Annotated in this window: 18 protein-coding genes; 12 read left to right on the forward strand and 6 right to left on the reverse strand. The window is 71.8% G+C overall.

The features are described from left to right. Window positions 1-26 precede the first annotated feature (26 nt). Entirely contained in the window at window positions 27-593 is a 567-nt protein-coding gene (locus ACZ6I3_RS14825) for an alpha/beta fold hydrolase (RefSeq protein WP_469414748.1), read from the forward strand. Here the strand turns inward: ACZ6I3_RS14825 and ACZ6I3_RS14830 are convergent. After that, the gene (locus ACZ6I3_RS14830) at window positions 565-2,403 is read right to left on the reverse strand and encodes an alkaline phosphatase family protein (RefSeq protein ID WP_469414750.1); all 1,839 of its coding nucleotides are present in this window, start codon (window positions 2,401-2,403) and stop codon (window positions 565-567) included. The genes ACZ6I3_RS14825 and ACZ6I3_RS14830 overlap by 29 nt on opposite strands. Window positions 2,404-2,518: 115 nt before the next feature. After that, window positions 2,519-4,138, reverse strand: coding sequence for an acyl-CoA synthetase (locus tag ACZ6I3_RS14835; RefSeq protein WP_469414752.1), 1,620 nt, complete (start codon window positions 4,136-4,138; stop codon window positions 2,519-2,521). 175 nt (window positions 4,139-4,313) lie between these two features. On the opposite strand from ACZ6I3_RS14835, the gene ACZ6I3_RS14840 reads away from it, so the two are divergent. The 8 genes from ACZ6I3_RS14840 to ACZ6I3_RS14875 all read left to right on the forward strand — a co-directional run bounded on the left by ACZ6I3_RS14840 (window position 4,314) and on the right by ACZ6I3_RS14875 (window position 10,926). Further along, window positions 4,314-5,114 (forward strand): crotonase/enoyl-CoA hydratase family protein, encoded by an 801-nt coding sequence (locus tag ACZ6I3_RS14840; protein WP_469414754.1) that lies wholly within the window; start codon window positions 4,314-4,316, stop codon window positions 5,112-5,114. A gap of 43 nt (window positions 5,115-5,157) precedes the next feature. Continuing rightward, on the forward strand, window positions 5,158-6,099 hold the full coding sequence (locus ACZ6I3_RS14845; RefSeq protein ID WP_469414756.1) for a Zn-ribbon domain-containing OB-fold protein: 942 nt from the start codon (window positions 5,158-5,160) through the stop codon (window positions 6,097-6,099). Beyond that, window positions 6,096-7,160: a thiolase domain-containing protein gene (locus ACZ6I3_RS14850; protein WP_469414758.1), complete on the forward strand. Its 1,065-nt coding sequence runs from the start codon at window positions 6,096-6,098 to the stop codon at window positions 7,158-7,160. The genes ACZ6I3_RS14845 and ACZ6I3_RS14850 overlap by 4 nt, the downstream gene beginning before the upstream one ends. Next, window positions 7,157-8,323: a thiolase domain-containing protein gene (locus ACZ6I3_RS14855; protein WP_469414760.1), complete on the forward strand. Its 1,167-nt coding sequence runs from the start codon at window positions 7,157-7,159 to the stop codon at window positions 8,321-8,323. Before ACZ6I3_RS14850 ends, ACZ6I3_RS14855 begins: the two co-directional genes overlap by 4 nt. 106 nt (window positions 8,324-8,429) lie before the next feature. Next, window positions 8,430-8,672 (forward strand): DUF397 domain-containing protein, encoded by a 243-nt coding sequence (locus ACZ6I3_RS14860; protein WP_215123856.1) that lies wholly within the window; start codon window positions 8,430-8,432, stop codon window positions 8,670-8,672. Window positions 8,673-8,835: 163 nt separating this feature from the next. Then, window positions 8,836-9,729 carry a universal stress protein gene (locus ACZ6I3_RS14865; protein ID WP_469414763.1) on the forward strand — a complete coding sequence of 298 codons (894 nt, stop codon included), beginning with the start codon at window positions 8,836-8,838 and terminating at the stop codon, window positions 9,727-9,729. A 40-nt stretch (window positions 9,730-9,769) separates the two neighbouring features. Beyond that, window positions 9,770-10,369, forward strand: a complete 600-nt coding sequence (locus ACZ6I3_RS14870) for a CGNR zinc finger domain-containing protein (RefSeq protein WP_469414764.1) — start codon at window positions 9,770-9,772, stop codon at window positions 10,367-10,369. Between the two features lie 59 nt (window positions 10,370-10,428). Further along, complete coding sequence (locus tag ACZ6I3_RS14875; protein WP_469414766.1) at window positions 10,429-10,926, forward strand: hypothetical protein; 498 nt, start codon at window positions 10,429-10,431, stop codon at window positions 10,924-10,926. A gap of 77 nt (window positions 10,927-11,003) precedes the next feature. On the opposite strand, the gene ACZ6I3_RS14880 is transcribed toward ACZ6I3_RS14875, so the two are convergent. Beyond that, the gene (locus ACZ6I3_RS14880) at window positions 11,004-12,143 is read right to left on the reverse strand and encodes an aminoglycoside phosphotransferase family protein (RefSeq protein ID WP_469414768.1); all 1,140 of its coding nucleotides are present in this window, start codon (window positions 12,141-12,143) and stop codon (window positions 11,004-11,006) included. A 233-nt stretch (window positions 12,144-12,376) separates the two neighbouring features. Here ACZ6I3_RS14880 and ACZ6I3_RS14885 point away from each other — a divergent pair, with 233 nt between their 5' ends. Next, entirely contained in the window at window positions 12,377-13,870 is a 1,494-nt protein-coding gene (locus tag ACZ6I3_RS14885) for a DNA-binding protein NsdB (RefSeq protein ID WP_469414770.1), read from the forward strand. A gap of 5 nt (window positions 13,871-13,875) precedes the next feature. Here ACZ6I3_RS14885 and ACZ6I3_RS14890 read toward each other — a convergent pair whose 3' ends face one another. Next, window positions 13,876-15,264, reverse strand: a complete 1,389-nt coding sequence (locus ACZ6I3_RS14890) for a PP2C family protein-serine/threonine phosphatase (RefSeq protein ID WP_469414771.1) — start codon at window positions 15,262-15,264, stop codon at window positions 13,876-13,878. Between the two features lie 271 nt (window positions 15,265-15,535). Beyond that, complete coding sequence (locus ACZ6I3_RS14895) at window positions 15,536-16,630, reverse strand: baeRF3 domain-containing protein (protein ID WP_469414773.1); 1,095 nt, start codon at window positions 16,628-16,630, stop codon at window positions 15,536-15,538. A gap of 112 nt (window positions 16,631-16,742) precedes the next feature. Between ACZ6I3_RS14895 and ACZ6I3_RS14900 the strand changes: the two genes are divergently transcribed. After that, complete coding sequence (locus ACZ6I3_RS14900; protein WP_469414775.1) at window positions 16,743-17,099, forward strand: hypothetical protein; 357 nt, start codon at window positions 16,743-16,745, stop codon at window positions 17,097-17,099. Between the two features lie 36 nt (window positions 17,100-17,135). Here the strand turns inward: ACZ6I3_RS14900 and ACZ6I3_RS14905 are convergent, their stop codons facing one another. After that, window positions 17,136-18,710, reverse strand: a complete 1,575-nt coding sequence (locus tag ACZ6I3_RS14905) for an alpha/beta hydrolase (protein WP_469414777.1) — start codon at window positions 18,708-18,710, stop codon at window positions 17,136-17,138. Between the two features lie 274 nt (window positions 18,711-18,984). Here ACZ6I3_RS14905 and ACZ6I3_RS14910 point away from each other — a divergent pair, with 274 nt between their 5' ends. Further along, entirely contained in the window at window positions 18,985-19,656 is a 672-nt protein-coding gene (locus tag ACZ6I3_RS14910) for a chaplin (RefSeq protein ID WP_469414778.1), read from the forward strand. Window positions 19,657-19,756: the final 100 nt, after the last annotated feature.

The following is a 19,756-nucleotide window of genomic DNA, read 5'->3' on the forward strand; positions in this document are numbered from 1 at the left end:
GAGCACCGGTCGCTACCGTTCCCGGCATGGACACAGAGCGGCGTACCGTACGGGCGAACGGCATCACCCTGGCCTACCGCGCCTGGGGGCCGCAGGACGCGCCGCCCGTCCTGCTCCTCCACGCCCGCGGGGCCGACGGTGCCGACTGGTCCGGGATCGCCCCCGCGCTGGCCGCCGGGCCCCGCCGGGTCTACGCTCCGGACCTTCGCGGGCACGGCCGCAGCGACTGGCCCGGCGACTACGCCTACGAGACCCTGCGCGACGACGTACGCGCCTTCCTCACCGCCCTCGGCATCGACCGCGCCGATATCGTGGGCCACTCGCTCGGCGGCGCCGTCGCCTGCCTGCTCTCCCAGCACAGTCCGCACCTCGTGCGGCGCCTTGTGCTGGAGGACGTGCCCGCGCCCTTGTTGATCGGTGGCGGGCCGACCAGTCTGATTCCCCAGGAGCAGATCGTCGCCCTGGCCGATCGGCTGCCCGATGCCCGGCGCGTCACCATCGACGCCGGGCATCTCGTGCACGAGGTTCGGCCCGAGGAGTTCCTCGCGGTCGTGGAAGAGTTCCTCAGCCCTGCGGACCGTACGCCGTCATGAAGCGGTCGCGGAACTTGTCCATGCCCCACCGGGGCGCGTTCTCCGCGGGCTTGAGGCCGTCGGTCCAGCCCCAGTCGGCGACCCGGTCCAGGACCTTCTTGTCCTTGGCGACGATGGTGATCGGCACGTCCTTGCCGGTGTCCCCGGCGGTGACGGTCGGCACCGGCTGGTGGTCGCCGAGGAAGACGAGGACCGTGTTTTCGTCGCCGTAGCGCTCGAGCCACTCGGTGAGGCTGCGGATCGAGTACTCGATGGCCTTGCGGTACTCGGTGCGTACCTTCTCCGGGTCCTTCCAGACCTCCGTGGGGTTGGTGCCCTCCTTCTTGATCTGGTGGAACACCGAGCCGTCGCCGAGGTCCTCCCAGTCGATCATCTTCGCGATGGGCGACCACGGGTTGTGGCTGGAGGCGAGGATGATCTCCGCCATGATCGGCTCACGGTTCTTCTTGCCGTGCTCCAGACGCTGGAAGGCCTCCATGCTGAACTGGTCGGGCACGGGCGTCCAGCTGAAGTACGGGCCGTGATAGCCGAGGTGCTCGGAGTCGTAGATGTGGTCCAGGCCGAAGTACTTGCCCTCCGGCCAGGCCCGGCGCACCCCGGGCACGACACCGACGGTCCGCCAGGCCTTCGTCTTGCCGAAGTAGTTGGTCAGCGTCATGCGGTCACTGGTGGTCAGGCTGCGGTACCGCTGCTGGTTCTTGATCCACAGCCCGGACAGGAACGTCGAGTGGGCGAGCCAGCTGCCCGCGCCCGTCACCGGCGACTGCAGCCAGCCGCTGCGCGACTCGAAACCGGCCGCCTTCAGCGAGCTGGTGCCCTCCTTGAGCACCGAGTCGATCTGGGGCGCCATCGCGGGGTCGTCGATCGCGACACGGCCGTAGCTCTCGATGAAGGTGAACAGCACGTCCTTGCCGCGCAGCCCGGTGAGCAACTGGTCGGGCGGCGTCTTCGCGAAGGCGTCCACGGCGGCCTGCTTCCGGAACACCCGCGCGTCGGCCAGGCCCGCTTGCACCTGGTCCACCCGGTTGCCGATGAACTCGGCGTTGCCCTTGGTGGCGAACGGCACGCTGCCGACCTGCACGCCCAGAGTCATCGCGGTGATCCACGCCGTGCCGAGGATCAGTGTCGTACGGGCGGCGACGGGACGGTGGCTGACCATCAGGTTCGTCAGCCGCACCATGGCCAGCGTCGTGAGGACCAGCACCGCGACGAACAGGACGATCACACCGACCACGGCCAGTACCTGGCCGGTACGGCCGAACGTCTCCCTTAGGAAGTCCGTCGCGTTCTCGATCAGTATCCAGTCCAGGACCAGATCGAAGGGCCGGGCCAGCACCTGGTAGAAGCCCATGTCGACGAACTTCAGGATGGTGACGAGCCCGAGGAACGCACCCGAGACGACCGCCGCGATCCGACGGGCCCGCGGCGGCAGCGCGAGCAGCAGGCCCGCGAGCAGCACGCCCTCGGCGGGAATGCGGACGAACGAGGCGAACTCGATCTTCTCCGTCCGGTTGGGCAGGAGGAGCGCGAAGAACACGAGCGCACCGGCGAGAACGGTCGTCCCGACGCTGACGCCGCGAGCCGCACGGGGGTAGCGCCGCCGCCAGCCGAACCAGCCGGCCCTCGCCGTGCCCGCTACCTCAGCAGGGGCGGCTTCCTGCCCACCGTCCGCTGCCGCGTCGCCCGCACCGGCGTCCGACTCCGTCCTGTCGGCATCGCCGTCCGTCCTCGCCCCACCGGCATCGTCATCCGGTTCCGCCCCGTCCCCGTTCGAGTCCGACAGCTGACGGGAGCGAGTGAAGAGCGACACCCGGAGGTCCTTCCGTGCGGTCTTGCTAGGCATGGCAAACAGGGCCCGGTGAACCGAGCCTGCCACCACCAGTACGTCCGCAGGTCACCTTAGGTTCAATCGACAGGCCGGAGAATCACTCGTCCGCCGCCACCGCCACCTCTCGTGCCCACCGGTAGTCCGCCTTGCCGCTCGGCGACCGCCGGACCGACTCGGTGATCACCAGCTGGCGCGGGATCTTGTAGCCGGCGAGCCGGTCACGGCAGTGCGTCCGGATGTCCTCCAGCGACGGCCGCGCCGCCCCGTCACGCAGCTGCACCACGGCCGCCACATGGTGTCCCCACTGAGGGTCCGGCACCCCGGCCACCAGCGCGTCGTAGACGTCCGGGTGGGACTTGAGGGCCTGCTCGACCTCCTCCGGGTACACCTTCTCGCCGCCGGTGTTGATGCACTGCGAGCCGCGCCCCAGGACGGTGACCACGCCCTCCTCGTCGACCGTGGCCATGTCGCCGAGCAGCACCCACCGCTCGCCGCCCCTCTCGAAGAAGGTCCCGGCGGTCTTGGCGGGGTCGTTGTAGTAGCCGAGCGGCACATGTCCGCACTGGGCGATACGCCCCACCTCACCGGCCGTCACCGGCTCATACGTGGCCGGGTCCACCACCTGCGTACGGGCATGGACCCGGATCCGGAAGCCCCGCTCGGGGCCCGAGTCCTCCGTCGCCGTGCCGTTGAAACCGGACTCCGACGAGCCGAAGTTGTTCAGCAGCATGGCGTTCGGCACCAGCTCCTGAAACTGCCGGCGCACCGTGTCCGACATGATCGCGCCGGACGACGACACGCTGAACAGCGACGAGCGGTCGATGTGCTTCAGCGGGCCGGCCAGCGCGTCGATCAGCGGCCGCAGCATCGCGTCGCCCACCAGCGAGATGCTGCTGACCCTCTCCTTCTCCACGGCCCGCAGCACCTCCTCGGGCACGAACTTGCGGTGGATCACGACCCGCTGCCCGAAGTTGAAGCCGATGAACGCCGTGAGAGTGGAGGTGCCGTGCATCAGCGGAGCGGTGGGGAAGAAGGTGATCCCGGCCCCACCGGCCGCCACCCGCTCGGCCAGTTCCTCCGGCTTCTTCACCGGCTCACCGGTCGGGGCGCCCCCGCCGAGGCCCGCGAAGAACAGATCCTCCTGCCGCCACATCACTCCCTTGGGCATCCCGGTCGTACCGCCGGTGTAGATGATGAACTGGTCGTCGGCCGAGCGTGCGGGAAAGCCGCGTGACGACGACCCCGCGGCCTCGGCATCCGCGAACTCCGTACACGGCACCTCGGCGGCCCCCGGCGCCGGCGCACCCACCCGGACCAGATGCCGCAGCTTCTCCGCCCGCGGCCGCGCCGCCGCCACCCGGTCCGTGAACTCGGCGTCGAAGACCAGCGCCACCAGATCCGCGTCCCGGTAGAGGTACGCCAACTCTTCTTCGACATACCGGTAGTTGACGTTGACCGGGACGATCCGGGCCTTCAGGCAGCCCAGCACCGTCTGCAGATACTCCACCCCGTTGTAGAGGTGGAGACCGAGGTGCTCACCGGGCCGTATCCCGCTGTCGAGCAGATGGTGGCCGACGCGGTTGGCCGCCGCGTCCAGCTCCGCATACGTCAGACGGCGCTCCGCGCCCGTACCGGGATGGTCGGCGTACACCAGTGCCTCACGGCCGGGGACCACGTCGACGACCGACTCGAACAGGTCGGCAAGGTTGTACTCCACCGTTCCTCCTGACCCGGGACGTGCCTGGCATCGGACGGTTCGCCGGTCATCAGAGCAAAGGGCGGTCCAAGTGTGAAGGGTCCGCGCGAAGAAAACTGACTACCTGTCAGAAAACCCTTGAAGTGCCTCACGCCCTACTGCAACCTGTTCTCGTTCTTCGAGAGGGGAGTTGGCCATGGGTGGGACGGAACACCTCACCGTGCGGCGCGAAGGCGCCACACTGGTGCTCACGCTCAACAGGCCGGAGGCCAGGAACGCGCTCTCGCTGCCGATGCTCGTCGGCCTCTACGACGGCTGGCTGGAGGCCGACGCGGACGACTCGGTCCGCTCGGTCGTGTTCACCGGCGCGGGCGGCTCGTTCTGCTCGGGCATGGACCTCAAGGCCCTCGCCGGGAACGGCATGGCCGGCGAGGAGTACCGCGACCGGCTCAAAGCCGACCCCGACCTGCACTGGAAGGCGATGCTGCGCCATCACCGCCCCCGCAAACCGGTGATCGCCGCCGTCGAGGGGTACTGCGTCGCGGGCGGCACCGAGATGCTCCAGGGCACCGACATCCGCGTCGCCGGCGAATCGGCGACCTTCGGCCTCTTCGAGGTGAAGCGGGGCCTGTTCCCCATCGGCGGCTCCACGGTCCGGCTACAACGCCAGATCCCGCGCACCCACGCCCTGGAGATGCTCCTGACCGGCCGCGCCTACAGCGCCCGCGAGGCCGCCGCCGTCGGTCTGGTCGGACACGTCGTCCCCGACGGCACCGCGCTCGCGAAGGCGCTGGAGATCGCCGAACAGATCAACTCCTGCGGCCCGCTGGCCGTCGAGGCCGTCAAGGCCTCCGTCTACGAGACCGCGGAGATGACCGAGTCGGACGGCCTCGCGGCCGAACTCACCCGGGGCTGGCCGGTGTTCGACACCGCCGACGCCAAGGAGGGCGCCCGCGCCTTCGCGGAGAAACGACCGCCCGTCTACAAGCGTGCCTGACCGCCTCTCCCGTCCGCGCGCCTGACCGAAGGAGCCCCGTGGCATGCCCGAAGTCCTCAAAGCCCCCCTCGTCGTCGAGTTCCCCTTCACCCGCTCCCTCGGCCCCGTCCAGAGCGCCTTCCTGACCGGCCTGCGCGAACGCGTCGTCCTGGGGGTGCGGGCGAGCGACGGCCGCGTTCTCGTCCCGCCCGTCGAGTACGACCCCGTCACCGCCGAGGAGATCCGCGACCTCGTCGAGGTCGCCCCCACCGGCACCGTCACCACCTGGGCCTGGAACCACGCCCCGCGCCGGGGCCAGCCCCTCACCACCCCCTTCGCCTGGGCCCTGGTACGCCTCGACGGCGCCGGCACCGCCCTGCTGCACGCCCTCGACGCCCCGGGCCCCGACGCCGTGCACACGGGCATGCGCGTCCGCGTCCGCTGGGCCGAGGAACGCACCGGAGCCATCACGGACATCGCCTGCTTCGAGCCGTACGACGGCGAGCCGCCGCGACTCACCGGCGCCACCGGCGAGTTCGAGGACCCGGTCACCGGCATCGTCGCCCCCGCCCGCCTTGACTACACCTACTCACCCGGCCGCGCCCAGACCGCCTACATCAAAGCCCTCGGCGGCCGGCGTACCGTCGGCGAGCGCTGCCCGTCCTGCCGGAAGGTCTACGTCCCGCCCAGGGGCGCGTGCCCCACCTGCGGGGTCGCCACGGCCGAACAGGTCGAGGTCGGGCCGCGCGGCACGGTGACCACGTTCTGCATCGTCAACATCAAGGCGAAGAACCTCGACATCGAGGTGCCGTACGTCTATGCCCACATCGCCCTCGACGGCGCCGGCCTCGCGCTGCACGGCCGTATCGGCGGCATCCCCTACGACGAGGTCCGCATGGGGCTGCGGGTCGAACCCGTGTGGACGCAGGGCGCCCGCTACCCCGACCACTACCGGCCGACGGGTGAGCCCGACGCGGACTACGACACCTACAAGGAGCTGCTGTGACGAGCGCACCGCGGGACCGCGAGATCGCCGTCGTCGCCTTCGCCCAGACCGCCCACCGGCGCACCAGCGAGGAGCACTCCGAGGTGGAGATGCTCATGCCGGTGCTGCACGAGGTCCTCGAACGGACCGGCCTGAAGACCGCCGACATCGACTTCACCTGCTCCGGCTCCAGCGACTACCTCGCCGGGCGTGCCTTCTCGTTCACCCTCGCCCTCGACGGCGTCGGCGCCTGGCCGCCGATCTCCGAGTCCCATGTCGAGATGGACGGCGCGTGGGCCCTGTACGAGGCCTGGACCAAACTCCTCACCGGCGACGCCGACACCGCCCTGGTCTACTCCTACGGCAAGTCCTCGCCCGGCCCGGTCCGCGACGTCCTGACCCGCCAGCTCGACCCGTACTACGTGGCACCCCTGTGGCCCGACTCGGTGGCACTCGCCGCCCTCCAGGCACAGGCCCTCATCGACGCCGGTGACACCGACGAGCCCGCCCTCGCGGCCGTCGCCGCCCGCAACCGGGAGGCGGTCGCCGCCAACCCGCACGCGCAGCTCAAGGGGTCCGTGGCACAGGGCGACTACCTGGTACGGCCCCTGCGCACCGGCGACTGCCCGCCCATCGGCGACGGTGCCGCCGCCGTGATCCTCGCGGCCGGGGACCGGGCCCGGGAACTGTGCGCACGCCCCGCCTGGATCCGCGGCATCGACCACCGCGTCGAGGCCCACGGCCTCGGCGTGCGCGACCTGACCGACTCGCCCTCCACCCGCCTGGCCGCCGAGCGGGCCGGCGCCTTCGAACGGCCCGTCGACACCGCCGAGCTGCACGCGCCCTTCACCTCGCAGGAGATCGTCCTGCGCAAGGCCCTCCGGCTCGACGACGGCGTACACGTCAATCCGTCCGGCGGAGCCCTCGCCGCCAATCCGATCATGGCCGCCGGGCTCATCCGACTCGGCGAGGCCGCCGCCCGCATCCACCGAGGCGAGTCCGACCGCGCCCTCGCCCACGCCACCTCCGGCCCCTGCCTGCAGCAGAACCTGGTCGCCGTACTCGAAGGGGAGCCCCGATGAGCAAGGAGCCCGTGGCCGTCGTCGGCATCGGCCAGACCAAGCACGTCGCGGCACGCCGGGACCTGTCGATCGCCGGGCTGGTCCGGGAGGCGGCGCGCCGCGCGCTCGACGACGCCGAGCTGACCTGGGCCGACATCGAAGCCGTGGTGATCGGCAAGGCGCCCGACTTCTTCGAGGGCGTCATGATGCCGGAGCTCTACCTCGCCGACGCGCTCGGAGCCGTGGGAAAGCCGATGCTCCGCGTGCACACCGCGGGCTCGGTCGGCGGATCCACCGCGCTCGTCGCCGCCAACCTCGTCGCGGCCCGCGTCCATGGCACCGTCCTCACCCTCGCCTTCGAAAAACAGTCCGAGTCGAACGCCATGTGGGGCCTGTCCCTGCCGATCCCCTTCCAGCAGCCCCTGCTGGCCGGGGCCGGCGGCTTCTTCGCCCCGCACATACGCGCCTACATGCGACGCAGCGGCGCACCCGAGTCGATCGGCGCCCTGGTCGCCTACAAGGACCGGCGCAACGCGCTGAAGAACCCCTACGCCCACCTGCACGAACACGACATCACGCTGGAGAAGGTGACGGCCTCGCCCATGCTGTGGGACCCGATCCGCTACTCGGAGACCTGCCCCTCCTCCGACGGCGCCTGCGCCATGATCCTCACCGACCGCGCCGGAGCCACCCGGGCACCGCGACCACCCGCCTGGATGCTCGGCGGCGCGATGCGCAGCGAACCCACCCTCTTCGCGGGCAAGGACTTCGTCTCCCCGCAGGCCGGCCAGGACTGCGCGGCCGACGTATACCGGCAGGCCGGCATCACCGACCCCCGCCGGGAGATCGACGGCGCCGAGATCTACGTGCCGTTCTCCTGGTACGAGCCGATGTGGCTGGAGAACCTCGGCTTCGCCGACGAGGGCGAGGGCTGGAAGCTCACCGAGGCGGGCGTGACCGAACTGGACGGGGACCTGCCCGTCAACATGTCGGGCGGCGTCCTGTCCACCAACCCCATCGGCGCCTCCGGCATGATCCGCTTCGCGGAGGCGGCGCTCCAGGTGCGCGGCCAGGCCGGGGAACACCAGGTGGACGGCGCCCGCAGGGTCCTCGGACACGCCTACGGCGGGGGATCGCAGTTCTTCTCGATGTGGCTCGTGGGAGCACAGCCCCCCAAGTCCTGAAACGACTCCCGACACGACTCCTTGAAGGTCCCCCTCACGTGCCCTGTCGGCCATGGGAAGCGATCGCTAGGCTGGCCGCGGACGACGAACCGGGAGGAGCACGGACGTGGCCGAGACCACCACCCAGCAGCGCCCGCTCATGGGCTGGGACAAGCCGGAGCTGGACCTCACCAACGCCGACTGGCAGTCCAGCAGCCGTGGCGTGGGGGATGTCCAGATCGCCTTCGTGGAGGGCTTCATCGCCATGCGGAACAGTGGCCGCCCGGAAAGCCCTTCCCTGATCTTCACGCCCGACGAGTGGGGCGCGTTCGTGTCGGGAGCGCGGGAAGGGGAGTTCGACCTCACGTGACACGGGCCGGGTGAGCCGTCCCCCAGGGCCGTGATCCGACGGCCGATCCGGGGGTGTCGCGCCCGCATTTCCGGACACGCGACCCGAGACATCCTCCCGGGGCCGGCCGCTGAGCCAGGCTGGCCCCCGGAACGGACGGTCGTATCCCGGAGGTGAGGTATCCGTGAGCACCCTGCCGGTCATCGCGGCGGTCGACGGTTCGGACGACAGCCTGCGCGCCCTGGAGTGGGCCCTCGACGCCGCCCGCGGGCGTTCGGCGCCCCTGCGCGTGGTTCACGTACGCCAGTACGCCCACTGGGCACAGCCCGAGGTCCTCGCCGCCGGGGCGGCGGACCCACAGGACGACCCCGTCCTCGACCGGGTCCGCACCCGCCTGGAAGGACGCGCCGACCGGCCGGACACCGAGTATGTCGGACTGGAGGGCGCGGTCGGCGCCGTCCTGCCCGAACTGGGAGCCTCCGCCCAGCTGCTGGTGCTGGGCTCCCGTGGCCGCGGCGGGTTCGCCGGCCTCCTGCTCGGCTCCAACGGCATGGCCGCCGCGCGTGACGCCGAGTGCCCCGTCGTCGTGGTGCCCCGGACCGGAGGCGAGGTCAAGGACGACGGCCCTCGCCGGCGGGTCGTCGTCGGCCTGAAGGTGGACGGCCTCGACGAGGCCACGCTCGAGTTCGCCTTCGCCGAGGCCGCCCGGCGCGGCGCGCGGCTCCAGGCGGTCGCCGCCTACCCATGGCCCGCGCAGCCCTGGATGATGCCCGGGGAGATGCCCCCGCCGGTGGTCGACCAGGACGTCATCGAGGACGAGGCCCGGGTCCTCGCCGAGGGCTTCCTCGCCCCGTACCGGGAACGGCACCCCGACGTCCGGGCCGAGCCGCTCGCCGCGGCGGGCGACGCGGCCGGACACCTCGTGGCGGCCTCCCAGGACGCCGACCTCGTCGTGGTGGGCCGGCACCGGCGGCACCTGCTGGCACCTGCCCGCATGATGGGCTCGGTCACCCACGCCGTCCTGATCCACGCCGCGAGCCCTGTCGCGGTGGTCCCGCCGGCGCCGCCCGAGGACTGACCTCGCTGTCATGGATACCGGCAGGCCTATCATCAGGCCCATGCGGGAACCGATCAGCAGGGACGCCCGGCTCGCCCTGGACCTGGCCCTCACCGTCCGGCACAACGGCGACGGCGGCGTAGCCGACGATCTGACCGACCTGGCGGGCCTGACCGTCTGGCTCCGGGAACACGCCGAGCTCCTGCCGGACACCGAGGGGTTCGCCGTCGACGCCGCGCGGCTCGCCGCCGTCCGCGAGCTGCGTGCCGCCGCCCGGGCGCTCTTCGCCCGCGCCGTGCGCCCCGGCGAGCCCAGCCCTGCGGACGCGGCCCGCCTCCTGCCCGAGGCCGAGGCCGTGCGGCGCCTCAACGAGGCAGCCGCCCGCACCCCCACCGTGCCGGTCCTGCACTGGCCCCGGGACGCCGGACCCGTCGTCCACCAGCGGCCGGTGGACGGCGCCGACGACTTGACGTCAACCCTCGCGCGCGCCGTGATCGCGTTCCTCGCGAGCCCCGACCGCGACCGGCTGCGAGCCTGCCACGCGCCGCGCTGCGTGCGGTACTTCCTCAAGGAGCACCCACGCCAGGAGTGGTGCAAACCGTCCTGCGGCAACCGCGCCCGGGTCGCCCGTCACCACCAACGGCACCGGGTGCCGGTCTAGGCCGACCGGGACGCCGCCCTCCCGACACTTCGCAGGCCGGGACACGTACCATTGGCGACATGTCGTTCCTCCGCCGCCGCAGCGCCACTCCCGCCGGGCCTGACTTCGACGTACTGGCCATGGACCCGGGCGACTGGCCCGGCAACCTCGGTGCGGGACTGCTGCCCGCCCCCGACGGCACCTGCCAGGGCGTCTTCCTGCGCTACGACCTGTTCGGCGGCCGCGGCCCCGCGATGATCATCGGCAATCTGCCCGAGGGCTCCCCGGCGCGCGAGGTCCCCGAGGGGCAGGTCCCCTTCGAGGTGGCCCAGCTGCTGCTGGCGCTGGAGAACGACGAGGAGGTCACCGTCGTCAGCAGCGAGGACGTGCCGGTGATGCAGGGCGACAACCTCCTGATCGTGCGCCGCGTCAAGCTCTCCGAGGGCCGGATCTCCTGCGTGCAGTTCGACCGCAGCGACAACGTCCTGGTGACCATCGCCGCCTGGGACCGCCCCATCACGGACGATCTGTACGCCCTCCTCAAACCCCTGCCCGCGGAGCTGTTCCAGCAGGGCTGACCGCCGAGGCGGTACGCCACACACACGAAAGGGCCGCTGTACGCCTGTCCAGGCGCACAGCGGCCGCTTCGTCCCCGTCAGCGAGTGCCGACCGCCGCGCGCACGGCCCGCCGGGCCAGCTGGCAGTCGTCGTGCAGCCGCCGCAGCAACAGCCGCTGCTCCTCGCCGGACGGCGCAGCACCAGGGTGGGCCGAGCCCGGTGCCGCCGGGGCCGGGTCGTGCATCGAACGCTGCACGGCCGTCTCATACGTGCGGATCTCACGGGTCAGCACCAGCATCAGGTTCACCAGGAAGGCATCCCTGGACGCCGGGCCCGCCGACTGGGCGATCTGGCTGATCTGGCGACGAGCCACCGGTGCGTCCCCGAGCACCGACCACAGCGTCGCCAGGTCGTAGCCCGGCAGATACCAACCCGCGTGCTCCCAGTCCACCAGCACTGGACCGGCTGGTGACAGGAGGATGTTCGACAGCAGTGCGTCGCCGTGGCAGAACTGGCCCATGCCCTGGCGCCCGGCCGCCTGCGCGATGCCGTGCAGCAGCTTCTGCAGGTCACCCAGGTCCCGGTCGGTGAGCAGGCCCAGCTCGTGGTAGCGCGAGATCCGCGCCGCGTAGTCGAGCGGGGCGTCGAAGGTGCCCGCCGGCGGCCGCCAGGCGTTCAGCCGGCAGATCGCGCCCAGCGCGGCTCTGATGTCCGCGCGCGGCGGTGCCTCGGCCGGGTGCCGCTGGAGTGCCGCCACCCGCCCGGGCATCCGCTCGATCACCAGGGTGCAGTTGTCCGGGTCCGCCGCGATCAGTCTCGGCACCCGCACGGGAGGGCGGTGCCGGACGAACGAGCGGTAGGCCGCTATCTCGTGCTGGATCCGCTCGGACCAGGCGGGGGAGTGGTCCAGTAAACACTTGGCGACGGCCGTGTTGCGACCCGTCGTACCGACCAGGAGCACCGACCGGCCGTTGCGGCGCAGTACCTGCACCGGGGCGAACTCCGGGCAGATGCGGTGCACCGACGCGATGGCGGTGCGCAGCTGCGCGCCCTGGGGGCCGGACAAGTCGAGTCTTCCGCTGAGCGGTTGGGTTCCGAGAACCGCGCCGCGCCGCGCCCTGCCCGCACCGAGCACGGGGGCCGCCGGCCGCGCGGGGGCGAGGTAGGGGCCGCTGTCCGTGGGACGCGCGTGCAGCGACCGGGGCGGTGCGGACACGGAGGACGATGCTGCGTACATGGGCGAGACAGATCCCTTCGTGTGCCTGCGACGACTGCGCCCACCCGGCCCGGACTCCCGGGAGCATCCTGGGGAATGTCCCTGCGGTGACCGGGTCGGGGTGGCGCGTTCCTACCTGACACCGGATGTCCGGTGGCACACCATCTGGCGAACCCTGGCGAACCCTGGCGAATAGTCGCCCGGCATGTCTCCCCGGGCTACTGTCAACTCAGCCGAGTACCTGGGGGCTTGATGTGAGCGGACAACCCAACACCCGTCTCTCGGACCTGTTCGGCCTGGCCGGCTGGTCGAAGGGCGAACTCGCGAGGCTGGTCAACCGGCAGGCGGCGGCCATGGGCCACCCCCAGCTCTCGACCGACACCTCCCGGGTGCGGCGTTGGATCGACACGGGAGAGATCCCGCGCGATCCGGTGCCGCGGGTGCTGGCGGTTCTGTTCACCGAGCGTCTCGGCCGTGTCGTGACCATCGAGGACCTCGGTCTGGTCCGGCACGGGCGTGCGGGGAAACGGCAGGGCGGCGGGAGCGCGGAGCCTCCCGACGGTGTGCCGTGGGCGCCCGAGCGGACAGCCGCGGTCCTCACCGAATTCACGGGAATGGACCTCATGCTCAACCGACGCGGCTTGGTGGGCGCGGGCGCCGCGCTCGCCGCGGGATCCGCACTCAGCAGCGCCATGTACGACTGGCTGCACACCGACCCTGCCCTGGCTGTCGACGCTCCCGATCTCGACCAACCCCTGCACGCCGACCCCGCCGGGTTCGACCGTTACGAGGCCGCCCCCATCGGGTCGCAGGAGATCGAGGAACTGGAGCGCTCGGTCGAGGTGTTCCGCGCCTGGGACGCGGCCCGCGGCGGCGGGCTCCAGCGCAAGGCCGTGGTGGGCCAGCTCAACGAGGTGGGCGGCATGCTCGCCTACCGTCACCCACCCCATCTCCAGCGGCGCCTGTGGGGCGTCGCCGCCAACCTGGCCGTCCTCGCGGGCTGGATGTCGCACGACGTCGGCCTGGAACCCACGGCCCAGAAGTACTTCGTCATCGCCGCGCACGCGGCCCGAGAGGGCGGGGACCGGCCCCGCGCGGGCGAGGCGCTCTCCCGTGCGGCCCGCCAGATGGTCCATCTGGGCAAGCCGGACGAGGCCCTGGACCTGATGAGGCTCGCCACGTCCGGCTCGGGCGACGACGTGCTGCCCCGCACCCGGGCGATGCTCTGCACCATCGAGGCCTGGGCGCAGGCCGCCATGGGCAAGGGCCAGGCGATGCGCCGCACGCTCGGGCAGGCCGAGGACCTGTTCGTCTCCGACAAGGCCGACGTACCGCCGCCGGACTGGATGCAGACCTTCAAGGAGGAGGACCTCTACGGCATGCAGGCCCTGGCCTACCGCACACTCGCCGAGTTCGATCCGGGTGCGTCCGCGCATGCCCAGCACTACGCGGAGAAGGCGCTGGCCCTGCGGGTCGACGGCCGGCAGCGGTCGAAGATCTTCGACTATCTGTCGATGGCCTCGGCCTGCTTCATCGCGGACGACCCCGAACAGGCGGACCGGTACGCGCGGTTGGCCCTGGTGTCGATGGGCTCCAATTCCTCCCACCGCACCTGGGACCGCCTGCGCGAGATGTACCGGCTCACCGCCGAGTACGCCGGCTACCCGAGGATCCAGGAGCTGCGGGAGGAGATCAAGCTCGCCCTGCCGAAGACGAAGGGCAGGGGCGGCAACAGCGCGCGGGCCTGAGTCTCCTATGACGTGACCTTGGCGACGAGCACGCAGGCGTTGTCCTCGCGCGCGCTCTCGCCGAACTCCTGGACGAGTGTCTGTATGCAGTCCTCCGCGGTGTGGTTCCCGGTCAGGCGCGGGGCCAGGTCGAGGAGGAGGTTCACTGCCGCCGCTCCGGTGTGCCCGGGTACCAGCCCGTCGGTGTGCAGGAGCAGCAGGTCGCCCACGTCGAGGCTTTCTTCGGCCTGGCCGTAGACGGCGCCCGAGGTGGCGCCGAGCAGGACGCCGCTCGGCGTGTCCAGCGCGTGCCCCGTCCCGTCGCGGAACAGCAGCGGGGCGGGGTGTCCGGCCTGCGCCCACATCAGGGTGCGGGTCCCGGGCCGGTAGCGGCAGCAGACGGCGCTGCCGAGGGCGGGTTGCACGGTGGCGTCGAGTAACTGGTTCAGCCAGGCCAGCAGCTGTCCCGGCGGGGCGCCGGCCATCGCCATGCCGCGTACGGCGCCGAGCAGCATGGTCATGTTCGACGTGACACCGACTCCGTGTCCGGTGAGTTCGCCGATGCTGAGGAGGGTTTCGCCGCCGGTCAGTTCGAGCGCGTCGTACCAGTCGCCGCCGATCGGCGTGTTCGTGGACGCCGGCAGATGGTGGGCCGCGAGGTCGAGGGTCCCGGGGCCGCGGTGCGGGAGCCGCAGGGAGCCGCGCCACGGCGGCAGCACGGCCTCCTGCAGCTCGACCGCGAGCCGGTGTTCGGTCTGCGCTGCCTGCCCCCGGTGGTGGAGCGAGTCACGGGTCTCGCTGACCACCCGCTGGCTGCGGCGCAGTTCGCTGACGTCCCGCAGCACGGCCCACATCGAGGCGGTGCAGCCGTCAGTGTCGAGCACCGGTTCGCCCATCATGTGCACGGTCCGGACGCCGCCGTCCCGGCCTGCGATGCGGAACTCGCCGTCGATGGGCCGGGCGTCGACGAGGCAGTTCGTGACCATCGCCGTCAGCTTGGGCCGGTCCTCGTCGAGGACCAGCGACGGCATCTCGTCGAGGGTGAGCGGCGGAGCCTCGGGATCGCGGCCCAGGATCTGGTAGAGCTCACCGGACCAACTCGCCTCATCCGTCAGCAGGTTCCACTCGGCGCTGCCGACCCGGCTGAGCAGTGAGCCCTGCGGGGCCGCCGCGGGCGGCGGGCCCTCCCGCAGCTGGGCCAGGTGCTCGTCGAGGTCGTTGAGCTGGTGGAGGGCCAGGTCGTACAGGGCGCGCTGCCAGCGGCCCTGCGGGTGGTCCGATCCGTCCCCCTCGGCGTCGCGCCGCACCGCGTCCATATCGCCCTTGAGCCGCCGCGTCTGCGATATGAGCGAATCGACCGAGCCGCGTCCGGGCGGCTGGGCGGCTGGGCGGTCCGCGGAGAGGTGGGACGGCATGACGCACTCCGATGCGGGGACGATACGACCAAGGCGGACGGAGGGACCGTTACGACTGTCGCACAGCCCGCGACGCCCTGTAAGGGATTCGGCAACACACGATACGGTGGTGCTTCTGGCATATGTCACAGTCTCGCGGAGTTACTCCGAGGTAGGCGCGAGGTGCGTCGCGCGGATGCCCAAGTCGTAGGTTACACAGGCCATTTGGCGACCCGTGGGTAACGTTCCGCCCCGGTGCCGCGCATGTTCGACGGCTCTGTGTTCGACGCCTTCAGTACCGCAGGACCCCGGCGATGCCGTCCGCCTCGCCGAGTGCGCCGTCCGGTACGAAGCGGACGTCGGCGCCCGTCTCCAGGCACTGCTCGACGATCTCGTCCACGATGTCCTCGCGGGAGTCGACGTCGCCGGACTCGGTGAGGATCAGATGGTCCCCGGCGTCGCGGACCGTCACGCGGTAGTTCTCCTCGACGGCCAGCAGCCGGACGCGGCCGACCCGGGCGCTCTGCCACAGCTCGTCGACACCGGCGGCGAACTCCCGCCGTCCGCGGGCCGTTTCGAGGGCACGGCTCACCGCGTCCGTGCTCCTGAGGGCGTCCGCCTCGATCACCGGCCGCATGGCCTGCCACACCGCTTCGGGCGTCCCGTGGGCGAGCCCGCCGTGCGGCACGTGCGTCGCGCCCTTGGCGGCGCCGCCGACCTCGTCCAGCAACGAGAGGGCGGCAGGCTCGCCGGTGACGTACAGCCGTCGCGGGTGGTCGCGCAGGACGGTGCCCAGCGCGGTGTCGGTCTCGCGCAGGAACTGGCGGCTGCGTTCCTCCCGGAAGGCGCTCGGCAGGTCCCCGATCCGCTGCTGCCGTTCCGGGTCGAAGTTCTCCACGCGTCTGGTCAGCGGGAACCCGCCGACGCGTGCCTCGGTCACGCGGTCGACTCCGCCGTTCCACAGCGTGACGCGGTCCGCGGCGAGCGACAGCACCCAGAAGGGCCGCCCGGCCGTCTGGGCGGAGACGAGGTTGCGGGTGAGGAAGGTGTCCGAGAGGACCACGCGCTCGGGCACGGACCGGGCGAGCGACCACACCTGGTGCTCACCGGGAGCCGCGAAGATGACCAGGCCGTCCTCGGCGTGCGTCAGGTCGACCTCGGACAGGGCCCGGTCGAGATGCCGGGCGACCTCGGTCCGCCGGTCCCGGCTGACCGCCGGATCGGACTCCAGTTGCCTCTTGGCCTCGGCCACCCCGTTGCGCAGCCGGACCTGGTCCTGGGTGTTGTGGGGCTCGCGCCGGTGTACCGGCGTCAGCACGGAGACCGCGGGGTAGGGGCGCGGGCGCCGCAGCTCGGCAAGGGTCGCGGGACTCAGAACGTGCTCCATGACAGCACGATAGAGCCGATTCGGGATTGGGGCATTTGGGGCAATCGCATCGCCGGTTCGAGTGCTCCTGAGCGCGTTCGCGGAGGCACGCTGGGGGAGGAGGTGGCTGCCGATGGCACGCCTGGTGGTGGACGGCGCGGAGGTCGTGGTCCGGCTCGCGATGCGGGAAGGGCTGTCGGCCCGACGCCGCGAGGTGCGGGTGCCGCTGGCGCAGGTGCGGGCCGTGCGCGTCGAGGGTGACTGGTGGCGCGGTCTGCGCGGCACCCCGCTCGGCGGGCGCTGCCGTCCCGGCCGGTGGTGCGTGGGGGAGCGGCTGCACCCGCTGGGCCGGGACTTCGTCGCGGTGCGCGCGGGGGTTCCCGTCGTGGTCGTGGATCTGCGGCGGCCGGTGCCGTTCACCCGTCTCGCCGTCTCCGTCACGGACGCGGAGCAGGCCGCCGAGACAATCCGGCGACGCTCACGCGAGTGAGGGCCGGGTGCGCCGTCCCGCAGCGGATCCGTGCTCTCACTCGGTGTCGTGGTCGGAGCCGCAGGAACTGCCGTCCGGCGGGAGAGTGCCGTACAGCAGGAAGGCGTCGACCTTGGCGTGCACACACTTGGAGGACCCGTAGCCGGTGTGGCCCTCGCCCCGGTTGTCGAGCACCACGGCCGACGAGCCGAGCCGCTCGGCCGTCTCCACCGTCCAGCGGTACGGCGTGGCGGGGTCGCCCCGGGTGCCGACAAGCAGCATCCGCGCCGTGTCGACGTCCTTCACCTCGTCGCGGATGAAGTCGGTGCCCTTGGGGCGGCCGTAGCACAGCAGCACCTGGGTGAGCCGGTACCGGCCGAAGACCGGTGACGCCTGCTCGTACCGGGCGCGCAGCCGGCCGAGGTCCCTGGTGACCTGCGCGGCGGCGGGACGGTCGGGATCGTCCGCGCAATTGACCGCCATCAGCGCCGCCGGCAGGTTGTCCAGGGGCACGTCCCCGGGGTCGACGAGTCCGCGGTGCTTGCCCCGCAGCGGCGGCAGCGTGACACCTCCGGACGCGAAGGCCTCCAGGCCGCGCGTGTCGCCCTCCTCGAGCAACTGGGCGACCGCCCGCTGCAGCAAGGGCCACAGCTCCCTGCTGTAGAGCCCCTGCCCGAGCGCGCCCGCGAAGTCCTGGCCGGAGAACGCCTCGCCGAAGTCCGTCGGCACCGGGTCCTCGTCGAGTGACCGGACCACCTGTACGACGTGTCTCCTGGCCTCTCGCGGATCCTGCCCGAACGGGCAGGCGATGTCCTCCGTGCACCAGGTCAGGAAGTTCTCCAGCGCGGTCTGCTGTCCCCGGGCGCTCACCATGCCCTGCTCGGACAGCGGCTCGGTCAGCGTGTCCACGCCGTCCAGCGCCACCCTGCCGACCTTCTCGGGGAACCGGGCCGAGTACACCGCACCGAGCCGGCTTCCGTACGAGAAGCCCAGGTAGTTGAGCTTGTCGTCGCCGAGCGCGTCGCGCATGACGTCCATGTCGCGGGCGGCGTTCACCGTGCCCATGTGGCGAAGGACGGGGCCCGAGTGCTCGGCGCATTCGGCCGCCGCCGCGCGCAGCTTCTCGAGCACGGCCTGCGGATCGGCGGCCTCGGCGTTCCCGTCCGTCGCGTCCAGTGCGCCGGTGGAGGCGTTTCCGCAGCTCACCGGTGCGGAGCGGCCGACGCCGCGAGGGTCGAAGGAGACGACGTCGTAGCCGTTCGTCAGGCCCATGAAGTGTTTGCCGCCGAGGGCGAGTTGGGTCACGCCCGGAACGCCCGGGCCGCCGAAGTTCAGCAGCACCGAGCCCCGGGACCTGCCCGTGGCCCGGTAGCGGGCCAGGGCGAGATCGAGAGTCCCCTCGCCGGGCCTGGAGTAGTCGAGCGGGACGGTGACCTTGCCGCACTGCAGGTCCTTAGGCATGTCCATGCCCTCGCAGGCCGACCACTTGACCTTCTGGTCGTAGAAGCGCGCCAGCCCGGGCGGGGGGTCGTCGGCCGCGGCCGGCAGGCCCGCGCCCAGCAGGGCCAGCCCCGCCACGCCGGTGACCGCGCAGCGCCGGATCGAGAGGTGCGTGGACAGCTTGGCCAGCATCAATGCCTCCAGGGGCGCCCCACAGCGGACCGGGAACCGGCGCCCTCGCCCACCATAAGCGGGCCCCGGAAGCGGCGCCTCCGGGCGGGTGGAGCCGCTCGAAGTGCCTGGTGGCGCGCGGCTTCGTCCCGCATACGAAGGGCTTTACCGCTAGTTCGACAACCGGGCCGCTCGATGGAGTGAAAGGCCGATAAGCCATAACTCGGATCGTGCGCCCCGCGTTCTATCCCGTGCGGGTGAGTGCCCGCGACGATGTCTGGAAGGCAGGGAACCTATGAAACGGGTTACCCGAAACGGTGTGATCGCCGTCGCCGCCGCCTCGGGCGCGATGGCCATGGCCGTCCCCGCGTACGCGGATTCCGCGGCGGACGGATCGGCGGCCGGTTCGCCCGGGGTGGTCTCCGGTAACACCATTCAGCTGCCGGTGCATGTCCCGGTGAACGTGTGCGGGAACACGGTGAACGTGGTGGGGGCCCTGAACCCCGCCGCGGGCAACAGCTGCGCGAACAAGGGCGACGGGCGGGCGGGGCGGCCGGGCAAGCCCGGCGGGGCGGTCGCCGAAGGCGGCGGAAAGGATTCGCCGGGCGTGGCCTCCGGCAACGGCGTACAGCTGCCGGTCGACCTCCCGGTCAACGTCACCGGCAACAGCGTGAACGTGGTCGGCATCGGCAACGCGGCGACCGGCAACGAGTCCTCGAACACCCCCGGTAACCGGCCGGTCCGCCCCCACCACCCACCGAAGCCGACGGCCCCGGAGCCGTCCGTCCCGCCCCGGGCGCACCCGGCCCCCGACCCCGTCCCTGCCCCGCACTCCGTGCCGCAGGCCACGGGTGCCCTCGCCCACACGGGCTCGGACCACACCCTGCCGGTCGTCGCGGCGAGTGCGGCGCTGGTGCTCGGGGGTGTGGTGCTGCGCCGGCGCTTCCGCCCGGCCGCGGACGACTGACCGGAGGGCTCGCAGCGGCGCGTCCGGGCGTATCGCGGTGAGTGGCCCGATACTGCTCCCGGGCCCGGAAGCGGTGGCGCCCTCGCGGCCCCGCCGATCG

The sequence above is a fragment of the Streptomyces sp. NPDC041940 genome, from assembly GCF_055589465.1.

Coding starts and splice junctions, on each gene's coding strand:
- ACZ6I3_RS14900 (WP_469414775.1), top strand. CDS start 16,743: ATGGCACGCCTGGTGGTGGACGGCGCGGAGGTCGTGGTCCGGCTCGCG.
- ACZ6I3_RS14890 (WP_469414771.1), bottom strand. CDS start 15,264: ATGCCGTCCCACCTCTCCGCGGACCGCCCAGCCGCCCAGCCGCCCGGA.
- ACZ6I3_RS14905 (WP_469414777.1), bottom strand. CDS start 18,710: ATGCTGGCCAAGCTGTCCACGCACCTCTCGATCCGGCGCTGCGCGGTC.
- ACZ6I3_RS14855 (WP_469414760.1), top strand. CDS start 7,157: ATGAGCAAGGAGCCCGTGGCCGTCGTCGGCATCGGCCAGACCAAGCAC.
- ACZ6I3_RS14895 (WP_469414773.1), bottom strand. CDS start 16,630: ATGGAGCACGTTCTGAGTCCCGCGACCCTTGCCGAGCTGCGGCGCCCG.
- ACZ6I3_RS14875 (WP_469414766.1), top strand. CDS start 10,429: ATGTCGTTCCTCCGCCGCCGCAGCGCCACTCCCGCCGGGCCTGACTTC.
- ACZ6I3_RS14825 (WP_469414748.1), top strand. CDS start 27: ATGGACACAGAGCGGCGTACCGTACGGGCGAACGGCATCACCCTGGCC.
- ACZ6I3_RS14880 (WP_469414768.1), bottom strand. CDS start 12,143: ATGTACGCAGCATCGTCCTCCGTGTCCGCACCGCCCCGGTCGCTGCAC.
- ACZ6I3_RS14840 (WP_469414754.1), top strand. CDS start 4,314: ATGGGTGGGACGGAACACCTCACCGTGCGGCGCGAAGGCGCCACACTG.
- ACZ6I3_RS14910 (WP_469414778.1), top strand. CDS start 18,985: ATGAAACGGGTTACCCGAAACGGTGTGATCGCCGTCGCCGCCGCCTCG.
- ACZ6I3_RS14845 (WP_469414756.1), top strand. CDS start 5,158: ATGCCCGAAGTCCTCAAAGCCCCCCTCGTCGTCGAGTTCCCCTTCACC.
- ACZ6I3_RS14870 (WP_469414764.1), top strand. CDS start 9,770: ATGCGGGAACCGATCAGCAGGGACGCCCGGCTCGCCCTGGACCTGGCC.